At 59.9% G+C, this 12,642-nt stretch carries 13 protein-coding genes; 3 read left to right on the top strand and 10 right to left on the bottom strand.

Annotated features, from left to right (window positions below; genetic code table 11):
• Nucleotides 1–96: 96 nt before the first annotated feature.
• Both ATN84_RS19555 and ATN84_RS19550 read right to left on the bottom strand, forming a co-directional pair.
• Nucleotides 97–1,086 carry a pyridoxamine 5'-phosphate oxidase family protein gene (locus tag ATN84_RS19555; protein WP_082766395.1) on the bottom strand — a complete coding sequence of 330 codons (990 nt, stop codon included), beginning with the start codon at nt 1,084–1,086 and terminating at the stop codon, nt 97–99.
• Nucleotides 1,087–1,123: 37 nt separating this feature from the next.
• The gene (locus ATN84_RS19550; protein ID WP_068883843.1) at nt 1,124–1,741 is read right to left on the bottom strand and encodes a glutathione S-transferase family protein; all 618 of its coding nucleotides are present in this window, start codon (nt 1,739–1,741) and stop codon (nt 1,124–1,126) included.
• A gap of 125 nt (nt 1,742–1,866) precedes the next feature.
• Here ATN84_RS19550 and ATN84_RS19545 point away from each other — a divergent pair, with 125 nt between their 5' ends.
• Nucleotides 1,867–2,772 carry a LysR family transcriptional regulator gene (locus ATN84_RS19545; protein WP_068883841.1) on the top strand — a complete coding sequence of 302 codons (906 nt, stop codon included), beginning with the start codon at nt 1,867–1,869 and terminating at the stop codon, nt 2,770–2,772.
• Nucleotides 2,773–2,830: 58 nt separating this feature from the next.
• On the opposite strand, the gene ATN84_RS19540 is transcribed toward ATN84_RS19545, so the two are convergent.
• Nucleotides 2,831–3,457 (bottom strand): TetR/AcrR family transcriptional regulator, encoded by a 627-nt coding sequence (locus ATN84_RS19540; RefSeq protein WP_068883839.1) that lies wholly within the window; start codon nt 3,455–3,457, stop codon nt 2,831–2,833.
• Nucleotides 3,458–3,577: 120 nt separating this feature from the next.
• Here ATN84_RS19540 and ATN84_RS19535 point away from each other — a divergent pair, with 120 nt between their 5' ends.
• Nucleotides 3,578–5,614: an NADH:flavin oxidoreductase gene (locus ATN84_RS19535; RefSeq protein ID WP_068883837.1), complete on the top strand. Its 2,037-nt coding sequence runs from the start codon at nt 3,578–3,580 to the stop codon at nt 5,612–5,614.
• 43 nt (nt 5,615–5,657) lie between these two features.
• Here ATN84_RS19535 and ATN84_RS19530 read toward each other — a convergent pair whose 3' ends face one another.
• Nucleotides 5,658–6,431 carry a class I SAM-dependent methyltransferase gene (locus ATN84_RS19530; protein WP_068883835.1) on the bottom strand — a complete coding sequence of 258 codons (774 nt, stop codon included), beginning with the start codon at nt 6,429–6,431 and terminating at the stop codon, nt 5,658–5,660.
• 89 nt (nt 6,432–6,520) lie between these two features.
• On the opposite strand from ATN84_RS19530, the gene ATN84_RS19525 reads away from it, so the two are divergent.
• The gene (locus ATN84_RS19525) at nt 6,521–7,345 is read left to right on the top strand and encodes a helix-turn-helix transcriptional regulator (protein ID WP_068883833.1); all 825 of its coding nucleotides are present in this window, start codon (nt 6,521–6,523) and stop codon (nt 7,343–7,345) included.
• A gap of 30 nt (nt 7,346–7,375) precedes the next feature.
• On the opposite strand, the gene ATN84_RS19520 is transcribed toward ATN84_RS19525, so the two are convergent.
• The 6 genes from ATN84_RS19520 to ATN84_RS27350 form a co-directional block, all read right to left on the bottom strand.
• The gene (locus ATN84_RS19520; RefSeq protein WP_068883831.1) at nt 7,376–8,908 is read right to left on the bottom strand and encodes a tripartite tricarboxylate transporter permease; all 1,533 of its coding nucleotides are present in this window, start codon (nt 8,906–8,908) and stop codon (nt 7,376–7,378) included.
• A 9-nt stretch (nt 8,909–8,917) separates the two neighbouring features.
• Nucleotides 8,918–9,355 carry a tripartite tricarboxylate transporter TctB family protein gene (locus tag ATN84_RS19515; protein ID WP_244491140.1) on the bottom strand — a complete coding sequence of 146 codons (438 nt, stop codon included), beginning with the start codon at nt 9,353–9,355 and terminating at the stop codon, nt 8,918–8,920.
• A 62-nt stretch (nt 9,356–9,417) separates the two neighbouring features.
• Nucleotides 9,418–10,401 (bottom strand): Bug family tripartite tricarboxylate transporter substrate binding protein, encoded by a 984-nt coding sequence (locus ATN84_RS19510; protein ID WP_153020312.1) that lies wholly within the window; start codon nt 10,399–10,401, stop codon nt 9,418–9,420.
• Nucleotides 10,398–11,243: a citryl-CoA lyase gene (locus ATN84_RS19505; protein WP_068883829.1), complete on the bottom strand. Its 846-nt coding sequence runs from the start codon at nt 11,241–11,243 to the stop codon at nt 10,398–10,400. Before ATN84_RS19505 ends, ATN84_RS19510 begins: the two co-directional genes overlap by 4 nt.
• Complete coding sequence (locus ATN84_RS19500) at nt 11,240–12,433, bottom strand: CaiB/BaiF CoA transferase family protein (protein ID WP_068883827.1); 1,194 nt, start codon at nt 12,431–12,433, stop codon at nt 11,240–11,242. The genes ATN84_RS19505 and ATN84_RS19500 overlap by 4 nt, the downstream gene beginning before the upstream one ends.
• Nucleotides 12,417–12,563, bottom strand: a complete 147-nt coding sequence (locus tag ATN84_RS27350) for a hypothetical protein (RefSeq protein ID WP_161939600.1) — start codon at nt 12,561–12,563, stop codon at nt 12,417–12,419. The genes ATN84_RS19500 and ATN84_RS27350 overlap by 17 nt, the downstream gene beginning before the upstream one ends.
• Between the last annotated feature and the right edge of the window lie 79 nt (nt 12,564–12,642).

Genomic DNA, 12,642 nt, shown 5'->3' with positions numbered 1-12,642 from the left:
AGTTGCTGAAGCTCGATGTCGCCGAAACGACGCGGTGGGGCAGCGCGTGAGTTGCGTTGCCCTGAATGGCTCGCGTTTGCCAAACGCTGCATGAATCTATCCTGCAGACGCGCCTTCTGCCTGGTCCCAGGAGCCCGTCATGCCTGAAAAGGGAGATTCTCCGTTCTCCTGTGCACTCCATCTCAACGTAATCGCGCCGGGACGGTAGACTACGCGGCGCGGCCTGAAACTCCAGAACCGCTCACTGCCCTGGAAAAATTCGCTTTCATCCTGCTTGAGTTCCACCTCGGCATCACCTGAAAGCTGCAATAGATCGCCCGTTGCAAAATCCAGGAACAGGAGGCCAGCCTTGCCGTTCATGAGAATGTTGCCAAGCGTGTTGAAGAAACGGTTGCCGGTGAAGTCGGGGATCGTCAGTCGTCCGTCATCACCGATGCGTACAAAACCGTGCTTGCCGCCACGATGCGAAACATCGACCTGCCGGTGACCGTCATCGCGGTCTGCGTAACTGGCGACAAAGAATGTATCGGCCGCGGAAATCATCGCGCGGGTGCGCTCGTCCAACTGCTCCATCCAGATCGCACTTGAAGGTTCCTTCTTCCCGGTGTCCTCAAAATGGAAGTCCCGAAGCCGAATATATTTCGGGCAATTTCCGAAACTGTGCTCCACCATCAGGGTAAAGCCGTCCGGACCATCGCGGCGCAGCGTGCCATTGGCCCGATTTCTCCGCCGGGTATGAAGCTCGATACCCAGAAGCCCGATACTGTCACCGTCTTCCAGCCCGGAATCGGCAGGATCATCGGGATCACGCTTCGCCCGAACATCGAGAAGCTTCGGCTCGGGCGAGACGGCGAAGCCAGGGTTGCCTGTTGCAAGCGTCGCCCATGCATCGCCATGCCGGTCCACCGCGCCGAGCAATAGAAAAGGAAGCTGCGCCATGAATTCCCGATGCTGGTCGGGCATGAAGTCACGGATGACCTTATTGCCGATCGCAGCCATCCTGTCTGCGGCGCCAATGCTCTCCTGAATGGCAATCTCGCCGGGGTGGAAGGGCGAAGATATCTGCTCAGATTCATGTTCAGACATGGGCCGCCTTTCAAGCATCAGAGGGCTCGCAATGGCTTCAATTCGCCGCCGCAAGACCGACGGGCGACTTCCGGAAGGGCAGGAAGCCGGGCAGGCCTTCCATTCGCATAAGCCAGTTTCCGACATTCAAGTGGGCTGAGATATCGACATTCCCCTCCGGGGCGCGAGCGATGTAGCTATAAAGGGCCACATCAGCAATCGTGGGATGATCGGCGGCGATCCAGTCGCGTTCCTGAAGTTCGGCGTCGAGTATGTTCAAGATGGCGTGGGCCCGCCCGATAACTTCCTCAGGGTTGAACCTGGCTCCAAACAGGGTGATCAGGCGTGCTGCGGCAGGGCCGAATGCGATTTGTCCCGCGGCAACCGAAAGCCATCGCTGGACTGCCGCCGCCCCGACAGGATCTTCCGGCAGCCAGTCTTTCCGGCCAAGCTTCTTCGCCAGATAAACCATGATGGCGTTGGAATCGGCGATCAGAATGCCGCCATCATCGAGAAGCGGAACCTGCCCGAAGCGGTTAAGTCCGAGATATTCCGGCGTTTTATGCGCTCCCTTGAGAAGGTCGAGCTCGATCAGCTCGAGCTCTATACCGAGGAGGGAGCAAAACAGGCGCACGCGATGGGAATGCCCGGACAATGGGTGGTGGTAAAGCTTCATCTCCAGCCTTTCAAGGGAACATTGAAATGGGTTCGAGCGCACTATGGATTATTCTGATATGATGATAGAACCGCCAAAGAGAAGAATTGTCTGTTTCACTGTATGAAATAATTCATCGAGGAAAAATGGATCGCTTCCAGGCACTGCAGGTATTCGTAAGGGTTGCGGAAACCGGGAATTTCGCGAAGGCGGCGCGGCAGCTCAACCTCAATCCTCCAGCGGTCACCCGTGCCATCGCCGGATTGGAAGCAGTCATCGGCACGCGTCTCTTCATCCGCACCACGCGCTCCGTGATGCTGACCGAAACAGGGCAGCGTTATCTCGAGGATTGCCGGCGCATCCTTTCCGATATCCAGGAGGCGGATGCCGCCGCGGCGGGTTCCTTTTCCCGGCCATCGGGAACGCTGACGGTAACCGCCTCGGTCCTGTTTGGCCAGATTTACGTGCTGCCGATTCTGCTGGAATATCTGGATATTTATCCGTCAGTAACAGTGCGATCGCTTTTTCTCGACCGTGTCACCAATCTGGTCGAAGAGGGCATCGACGTCGCGGTCCGCATCGGCCACTTGCCGCTATCCAGTCTCAGTGCCGTTCGTGTTGGAACGGTGCGCCGTATCATATGCGGATCGCGGGATTATTTCCGCCGACAAGGGATGCCTTCCGTGCCCGCCGATCTGGCGGCGCATCAAATCGTCGCCGCCACCAGCGCATGGGCGTCGCCGGATTGGCGCTTTGGACGAGACGGACGAACAAGCGTCCGCGTAACCCCGCGGCTCATGTGCAACAATAATGAAGCCGCGATCGAGGCTGCGGTTAGAGGCTGGGGCTTGACGCGAATCCTTTCATATCAGGTCGCTCCACTTATCGCGGAAGGCAAGCTCATCCCGATACTGACCGATCACGAGGAGGAGCCGCTGCCGATCCACATTGTCCAGCCGGAGGGAAGAAGGGCGGCGGCAAAGATCAGATCGTTCGTCCAACTCGCCGCCAAACGGCTCAGGGAAAACAGGATGGTCAATCCACCGCAGTAATAGCGCGTCCTTGTCGTTCTTTGATTACGACATCTGCTCGGGAGAGCGTTTGCCCAACCTACTCCGCGTATCCATGACGCGAATAAAAGCGGTCGAGCTCGCGCTTCTCCGGCGTCTGACCGGTGAAGATTTCCACATATTCCGGGATGCGCTTCATGCGGACGGGGATATCTTCGCTCGTCTGCATCGAGATATATCCGATCTGCACCAGATAAATCGTGCGTGCCCTGACATCGGCCCGTGACTCATCCTCCCCGAAACGGACGAACATGCGTGCCAGGGTATCGAGACGCTGCTGATCGGCCTGCCGAACCTCAGCCAGGATTTCGGGAGACTGGAGGGCCCAACTCCTCACGGCGAACTCGAATTTCGCGTCGAAGATCTCGGTATCCAGCCAGCAGTCGAAAACGTTCAGCATAGCCTCGGCGATCGTTTCGGCATAGGCATCGGCCCGTTTGATGAGATTGCCGGTGTTTTTCTCGCGCCAGCGCGAGACGAGGGTATCAAGCAGTTCCTCGCGATCCCTGAAGAACCAGTAGAAGCTCGTTCGTGACAGATTGAGCTTTTTTGCCAGTGGCATGATTTTGACGGCATCGACGCCGGATACCAGCAAGGACTCGTATGCCGCCTCCAACCAGAGATCCGGGGAACCACGCCAGCCGCTTTCGTTCGAGGTCTGCTCCATCGGCATTTTCTATCAAGGTTGTACATAACCGTCAATGTAGGGTACGTACATGATCATTTAATTGACACTAATGTACATTCCTGACTATGCTCCCTGAAAACCTCCAGATGGGAACCGGGCATGTCGAACGATCCTCTCCTTCAGCCCTATCGGCTCAAGTATCTCACGCTGCGCAACCGCATCATCGTGACCTCCCATGAACCGGCTTACCCGGAGGACGGAATGCCCAAGGCGCGCTACCGCGCCTATCATGTGGAGCGCGCCAGGGGCGGTGTTGCTATGACGATGACGGCAGGCTCGGCCGCCGTCTCGAAGGACAGCCCGCCGGTCTTCAACAATCTTCTCGTCTATAAGGACGAGGTGGTGCCGTGGATCAAGGATCTGACCGATGCCGTGCACGAGCAGGGGGCGGCGATCATGATCCAGCTCACCCATCTGGGGCGGCGAACGCGATGGGACAAGGCCGACTGGCTGCCGGTCGTCTCACCGTCGCATCATCGCGAGACTGCTCACCGCGCCTTCCCGAAGAAGCTGGAGGATTGGGATATCGAGCGGATCATCGGGGATTATGCCGATGCGGCCGAGCGGATGAAGGCCGGCGGCATGGATGGCATCGAATTGCAGGCTTACGGGCACCTGATGGACCAGTTCTGGTCGCCGCTGACCAATGAGCTCGACGGCCCTTACGGCGGTTCTCTCGACAACAGGCTGCGTTTCACCTTCGATGTGCTCAAGGAAATCCGCAAGCGTGTCGGTCCCGATTTCATTATCGGTGTCCGCTACACGGGCGACGAGATGCTCGAAGGCGGACTGACCAGGGAAGATGGTCTGGAAATCTCCAGGCGTCTCAAGGACAGCGGCATGATCGATTTCCTGAACGTCATCAGGGGGCATATCGATACCGACGCCGGCCTGACGGACGTCATTCCGATCCAGGGCATGGCAAATTCACCGCATCTTGATTTCGCCGGTGAAATTCGTGCCACCACCGGCTTTCCGACCTTCCATGCCGCGAAAATCCCCGATGTGGCGACCGCGCGGCATGCAATCGCCTCGGGCAAGCTCGATATGGTCGGCATGACCCGCGCTCACATGACGGACCCGCGTATCGTTCGGAAAATCATCGAGAAGCGGGAAGAAGAAATCCGGCCCTGCGTGGGTGCGAACTATTGCCTGGACCGCATCTATCAGGGTGGCGCCGCCTATTGTATCCACAATGCGGCAACAGGCCGCGAACTCACGATGCCGCATGAAATCGCGAAGGCCCGTGATCGCAAGAAAGTTGTCATCATCGGCGCGGGGCCGGCCGGGATGGAGGCGGCGCGGGTGGCGGGCGAGCGTGGTCACGAGGTCGTTGTCTTCGAGGCAGCGAACGATCCCGGCGGCCAGATTCGCCTGACCGCGCAGAGCGAGCGCCGCAAGGAGATGATCTCGATCATCGACTGGCGCATGGCGCAGTGCGAGAAGCTCGGCGTCGCCTTCCGTTTCAATAGCTGGGCCGAAGCCGGAACCGTCCTGGCGGAAAAGCCCGATGTCGTCATCATTGCAACCGGCGGCCTACCGCATAACGAGGTGTTGAAGAGGGGCAATGAGTTTGTCGTTTCCTCCTGGGATATCATCTCGGGTGATGTGAAACCCGGCAGTACCGTTCTCATCTACGATGACGCGGGTGATCACGCCGCGCTGCAGGCGGCGGAAGTCCTTGCCAATGCCGGGGCAAAGGTTGAGATCATGACGCCCGACCGCTCGTTCGCGCCCGAGGTCATGGCGATGAACCTCGTGCCCTACATGCGTTCGATGCAGAAACGGGATGTCATCTTTACGGTGACCTACCGTCTGGAGGCCGTCGAAAAGAACGGCAATCAGCTCATCGCCCATATCGGCAGTGACTATGTCGGTGTTGCGAAGCAGCGCGCGTTCGACCAAGTTGTTGTGAACCACGGCACCATTCCGCTTGATGAACTGTACTTCGAGCTGAAACCTGCCTCGAGCAATCTCGGAGAAATATCGCACGATCAGCTGATTACCGGGCAACGGCAATCCGTCATGCGCAATGCGGAAGGCAAATTCCAGCTCTTCCGCATTGGCGATGCGGTTGCCGCGCGCAATACGCATGCGGCAATCTATGATGCGCTCCGCCTTCTAAAGGACATCTGACCAAAAAGACGGTTACGGCCATTGGCTAATCCCTGAACGGTTCTCACCGAGACCGTTTCACTGCTTCGAAAAGCGCGACGTCGATGCAATGGCTCCCGTCGGGTTCCGTATCGAAATAGCGTGACGCCTGACCGGAAACAGCGCGCTGGAGCGAGCGGATCGCATCCACATGCAGCTGTGGAGTATTCATGCGCTCGACCCATGCCCTGAAGTCGAGGCGCAACCGAAACGCCGCGACGAAACGCGGTTGAAGTCCCGCCCGGACGACAGCCGCCTCCCATTCGGCCCGCGTGTAGTTGCGCACATGCGAGCAGTCGCGCAGGAGTTCGAGCGCCTGGAAATAGGTGTCGATGAGTGGAATGCCTGAGGTGACCGTATCGACGATTACCAGCAGTCCCCCAGTCTTCAAGACGCGCTCGGCTTCCCGCAGGGCCGCATCGAGATCGCGCCAGTGATGCGCGCTGAAACGGCTGAGCACCACCTCGAAACTGCCATCGTCGAAGGGAAGGCTCTCGACCGTACCCTGCCGCGTCGTGACATTATCCAACCCGCGCTCACGCGAGGCGTGGGCGACCACGTCGAGCATCTCCGGCGACAGATCATAGGCGACGATTTCCTTCACCAGCGGCGAGACGTTGAAGGTCACATGGCCACCGCCGCAACCAAGGTCGAGCACACGCGCATCCTTTCGATCACGCACCAGCGCCACCATCGCATCCAGGTCCGGGCTTTGCGCGTGGATGGCGCTTTTCAAATAGGCCTCGGCCCTTGACCCGAATTGCCCTCCGACGAGGGCCTCATGACTGTTTTCCAACATTGCTGCCTCCATTGTTTCATCGTGGACGCCCGGTAGCACGGCGGTTAAACTGGTTTCAGATCCAAAAATATACTGGTAAAAATCTCACCATGATACGGTCAGCCCCACCAACGCAGCGTCAGGAACTAGGCGATTTCGCGAGGTCCGTCAGGGAGAGGCTGCTGCCGTCGGATATCGGTCTTCCTCCCGGCGGACGGCGTCGCACACCCGGCTTGCGGCGAGAGGAGGTGGCTCAATTGGCGGGCGTCAGCGTCACCTGGTACACTTGGCTGGAGCAGGGCCGCGATATGTCCCTCTCTCCGCAGGCGCTCGCCCGGCTCGCCAGGGCGCTTCGGCTCGGCCGGGCCGAACGGGCCTATATGTTCGAGCTGGCCGCAAAGCGCGATCCCGACCAGACCGAAAGCGAGACAGATCACGTCCCGCCGGCCATGCTCACCTGTGTCAATTTCATCGCCTCGCCGGCCTATGTGCTCGATCGAAGCTGGACCGCCCGTGGCTGGAATGCCGATGCCGAACGCCTCTTCCTCGGCTGGCTCGACGGGCCGGGAGACAAAAACCTGCTGCGCTATATCTTCCTTCATCCGATGGCGCGGTCCCTGATCCGGGATTACGACAATAGGGCGAGGCGAGTGGTCGCCGAGTTTCGCGCGGATGTGAGTGCTCACGTAGACGATCCTCAAATCATCCGGCTAATCGACGAGCTCAGCGCAAGCAGCGAACCGTTCAGGCGCTATTGGCACGAACGCGTCGTGCTGGAGCGTGAGGGCGGCGAAAGAACATTCGATCATCCCGAGGATGGCTTTTCATGCTTCGAGCAGGTGAGCTTCGCCCTCTCCGGGCACCCCGAACTGAAGCTCGCGATGCTCGTTCCGGCAAAGCATCCGGAAACGGTCGGACCAGTCGAGGACCTGTAATTGCTCCGACTGCAAATCCGGTAAAGCACTTCACTGTCCGGTCAGATCGTCTCCGGTTTGGGGAACTCTTGCGAAGCGAACATAACGCCTCAGCAAGATCGGCAGAACAAAGCCGACGATCGCGCAAGCCCAGATAGCGATCGAAAGAGGACTATCGATCAGAGCCCACCAGTTGCCGTCCGATATTGTCAGTTCGCGGCGCAGGTTAGTCTCCATCAGCTTGCCGAGCAGAACGCCGAGGATCACCGGTACCAACGGGATATCGGCCTTGCGAAACAGCCAGCCAATCACACCGAAGGCGACCATCACCAGAAGATCGAAAGTTGAACCGGAGATCCCGTAGATGCCGACGAAAGAAATCATGGCGACAGCAGGCATGAGATAGCGCGTAGGCACCCGCAGCACCTGCACGAAAAACTTCACCAACGGCAGGTTCAGCGCCAGCAGCATGATGTTGGCGATGAAAAGTGCGGCGATCAGACCCCATACGACATCCGGATTCTTCTGGAAAAGAAGTGGGCCGGGGGTGATGTTGAGAGCGAGCAGCAGCGACAGCAGCACCGCAGTGGTGCCAGACCCGGGCACGCCGAGCGCCAGCATTGGCACCAACGCACCGCCGGCGGCGGCATTGTTGCCCGCTTCCGGCGCGGCCACGCCGCGCGGGTCGCCCTTGCCGAAGGTGCCATTCTTGTCAGAGATCTTCTTTTCAACCGTATAGGCGAGGAACGATCCCAGAGATGCTCCCGCGCCAGGCAACACGCCGGCGATGAAACCGATCACGGTGCTGCGCATCATGGCCGGCGTCACGTCCTTCATCACCTTGGCCGTCGGCATGCTGCGGCCCATCTCGACGCGGCCCGCATCCACGCCGCCTCCCGCGCGGTGCTCGAGGAAAATGAACACCTCGGAGAGCGCGAACAAACCCACGATCACCACAAGGAAATCGATGCCGTCGTAAAGATGGATGTTATTGAACGAAAACCTTGCCACACCTGTCTGGAGATCGACGCCAATCATGGCAATCAGCAGCCCGATCCCCATGGCGAAAGCCGCCTTCATCTGATTGCGGGCGGCCACGCCGCCGATCGTGGCAAAGGCCAGCGCGAAGAGCGCAAAATACTCGGCCGGTCCGAACAGGAGCGCAACTTTCACCAGTTGCGGCGCCAGATATACCAGACCCCACGTTGCGAAGAATGCGCCGACGAAGGAAGCAATGCCGGAAATCGCCAGCGCTTCGCCCGCACGCCCGGCCCGCGCCATCGGATAGCCGTCGAGGCAGGTCATCATCGCGGGTTCATCCCCGGGAATGTTGATCAGGATCGAGCTGATCCGCCCGCCATACATCGCCCCGTAATAGACGGATGTCAGCAGGATCAGCGCCGGTGTCGCAGGCAGGCCGAGGGAGAAGGCAAGCGGGATCAGGATCGCAACCCCGTTGGAGGGACCAAGCCCGGGCATGGCGCCGATGATTGTGCCCAGAAGACAGCCGATAGCGGCAAGGGCAAGGTTTTCGAAGGTGAGAGCGATCAGGAAACCGTCGCCAAGGGAAGCCAGAATATCCATGTCCGCCTCTCAGAAGCCGAAGGGGCCGCGGGCCAGAGCAAGCCCGAGGATCAGATGAAAGACCGCATAAATTCCGAGCGAGATCGTAACTCCCGCCAGCGTGGCACGAAGCGGTGATGCACCGAGCCGCCAGGCAAGATAGCCGGCGGCGAAAAAAGTCGCGATGATAAAGCCAAGCTGCGGCAGGAGCTCGGCATAAGCTACGAGCACCACTGTTCCGGCTGCCACCTCCATCAGGCCAGGCAAGGCAGGCCAATCGGGCTCCGGATCGGGGCGCAGCAACATGCCAAGGCTGGCAAGGCCCAGCAGCACGCAGATGATCAGCGGGAAAATCCGGGGTCCTACGGGATCCGAGATGAAGGGCTCTTCGATCAGCGTGGCACGCCATGCAAAGAATACGGCGATTGCTAATCCGGTGGCTCCTATCAGCCGGTCGGTGATACTCATGCCATCCTCCCTCTGGCTTGAATTGTGCGGCGCGTCGATCGGCGCGCCGCACCGCATTCATCTCACTTGATCAGGCCGATCTCGCGAGAGAGATCCTGGATCTCGGTGATCGATTTCTGCACGAAGGCCTCGAAATCCGCGCCTTTGAGATCCAGCGGAGCAAGGCCGTTCGTCTCCATGACCTTCTTCCACTCCGGTGAGGCATAGAGTGTCGAGACGGCGTTCACCCAGAAATCATATGCTTCGGCGCCCATCTCGCCGGGTCCGTAGAAGCCGCGCCAATTGGCCCCGATCGCGTCGATGCCCTGTTCACGGGCCGTCGGAAACTGTCCGAAATCTCCAGGCATGCGCTCCGGTGCAAGGACGGCGAGCACCTTGATGTCGCCGGAATCGACAAATCCTTTGGCCTCCGAAGCGTCGCCGCTGAAGGCTTGTACCGAACCGGCCAGAAGCTGGGTGATCGCCTCTCCACCGCCTTCAAATGCGACGTATTTCACCTTCCTGACATCCTGGAAACCGGCTTTTTGTGCTGCCATCAGCACCTTGAGATGATCCCAGCCGCCTACCGCCGAACCGCCGGCAAAGGCCACCGAAGCCGGATCGGCTTTCAATTGGTCGATAAGCTCCGGCAAGGTATTGATGGGAGAATTCTTGCTGACGGCGATGATGCCATAATCGGCGCCGACCGAGGCGATCCAGCGGACTTGGTCCACGCTTGCGCCGGGGAAAGCGCCTTGGGCAAGCCGCGTGGCGGTGGCGGAGGAGGCAGCGACAATCAGGTTGTTGTTGGAATTGCGTTTGCCGGTTACTTCCGCGAAGGCGACACCGCCGGATCCGCCGGTCAGGTTCGTCACCTGCATTGTACCCTTGATCAAACCGAGATCCTGCAGGGTCTTGCCGACCTGACGACAGGTGAAGTCCCAGCCGCCACCCGGGTTGGCGGGTGCGATGCATTCGGTGTTGCCGGGGTCGAATGCGAAGGCGACCCCCGGCAGCGCCATCATCGTCACTACGGCAGCGGCCCGACACAAAGTTCTCAAGCTCATTGTATTTCCTCCCTTTGGTGTTGAAGATCGAGCGACCTGAGTTCTGGCCCCTCATAGGTGTAGAGAAACCGGGGCGGGACCGGCCCCTTGTTGCGTCCGCCCTGCTGGGTCTGTTCCCACGCATGGGCAAGAATCCCAACCGATCGCGACAGGCAGAAGAGCCCGCGCGCAAGCGGCGGCTCGCAGCCGAGTTCAGCAAAGATCACGGCGGTGGCGCCGTCGATGTTCATTGGCACCGGTCGAGCGCGACCTTGACCGAGATAAGCCTCGACCGCGCTGCCTATTTCAGCAAAACGGCCCGAGACAGTGCCGCGCGCGGCAGCCTCGCGGACCAGTGCCAGAAGGCGTGGCGCGCGCGGGTCGCCCTCCTTGTGGAACCGATGTCCGAAACCCGGCACGAACTTCGTGCGCTTGGTCTGCCAGTCTGTGACAGCGGCGGCGGTCGCATCCTTCAGGCTCTTGCCGGCTTCCGCGCGCTGATCGATGTCATAGTAAAGCTCGAGTGTCTGCTGACCTGCTCCGCCATGCACGTCGCCGAGAAGGTTCACCGCGCTCGCCATTGCGTTGTTGAGCGGCAAACCACAGGTAACCGCCATTCTTGCTGCGGCAATCGACGGGGCCTGCGGGCCATGATCGACGGCTGCGACGAGCGCCGCTTCCAGCAGCGCCGCCTCGTCGGCGCTTGGCAGACGCCCCGAAACCATGAGCCAGATCATAGCGGGAAAGCTGACGTTTCCGATGAGCTCTTCTATGGGAAAGCCACGAAAGCGAATGACACCCGGTCGCATTTCGATGACCGATGTGCGCCACCAATCGCGGACTTCAGTCGCGTCTTCCGTCATGTCTCGCCCCTTTCCCGCATTGCCGCGATTTCCTCATGAGTGTAGCCCAATGTTCCAAGGATTGCTTCGTTATCTGCGCCAAGCACGGGCGGTGGACCATCCACCGACGGGGGAGCGCCATTTATCTTTATGCCGGTGCGCAAGACCGAGACCGGCCGGCCGACGCCGGGAACGTCGTCGAACCGGGCCACCATTCCGCGATCGCGGATCACCTCATGCTCCAGAACTTCAGGCAGTTCCAGAACCGCGCCGGCGGGTACCCCGAGCTTGTTCAATTCGCGCGCCCATTCGCGCGCGTCCCGTCCCTTCAGCGCATCTTCGATTTCAGCCTTCAAAGCCACGCGGTTGCGCTTGCGCTCCTCGCGCGTGGCGAATTCAGGGCGATTCAGCAGGTCCTCCCGACCAATGTACCGGGCCAGGATCCGCCACTGCTCGTCCTTGTTCGCGGCGATGTTGAGCGGCCCCGTGCCGGTCATGAAGGTGCCGGAGGGTGCCGAGGTCAGGTTCTCATTTCCGTTGGGCGTGGGGCGCTGGCCTGCGATCAGCCAGTTTGAAACGGCCCAGCCCATCGTTGCGATAAGGGACTCCAGCATCGAGACATCGATGAAGCCGCCGCGCTTGGGTGCATTCAGCGCCGCGGCAATTGCAAAGGCGGCGGTCAGTCCGCCTACCGTGTCGGCAATGGGATAGCCGACCCTTAGGGGTGCGCTGTCCTGGTCGCCGGTGATCGCCATTACACCGGAGGTGCCCTGGATGATCTGGTCGTAGGCCGGACGATGCGCCCAAGGCCCGGTTTGGCCGAAACCGGAGATGGCGCAGTAGATGAGGCTTGGCCGTATCGACTTGAGCGTCTCATAGCCGACACCGAGCCGCTCCATCACGCCTGGACGATAGTTTTCGACGAGCACATCCGCCGTGACGACGAGACGCCGCAAGACCTCGCGTCCCGCCTCGGTCTTGAGATTTGCGGTCACGGATTTCTTTCCGGCATTCTGGGCGAGAAAGGACACGCCCATGCCGATCCTGTTCAACTCCGGATCCGCGCCAAGCTGCCGTGCCAGGTCGCCGGTCTCCGGTACCTCCACCTTGATCACCTCCGCGCCAAGATGCGCCAGTTGATGGCAACAGAACGGTCCTGCCAATACATTGGTCAGATCGAGGACACGAATACCGTCAAGCGGGGTGAGCATGTTTTGAAATTCCAAAGTCGAGCGGGGTAATAGCGAGGATGATCGCGACGCCAATGATGGCCCGGGCCCGGACGGATGTGATGAGCGTAATCACACCCGAAAGTGTGAAGGCGTGGATCGACAGCTTCATGGGCTCCTCCTCCCATATATCGTTCTACTGAATGGAACATTATTGCGACTGTCAGAATGATATGCTAGAAAGTTCCGAA

The sequence above is a fragment of the Paramesorhizobium deserti genome, from assembly GCF_001558695.1.
Taxonomy (GTDB): Bacteria; Pseudomonadota; Alphaproteobacteria; order Rhizobiales; family Rhizobiaceae; genus Paramesorhizobium; species Paramesorhizobium deserti.
The sequence above is the reverse complement of the archived record's forward strand: the minus strand, read 5'-3'. Positions and strand labels throughout refer to the sequence as shown.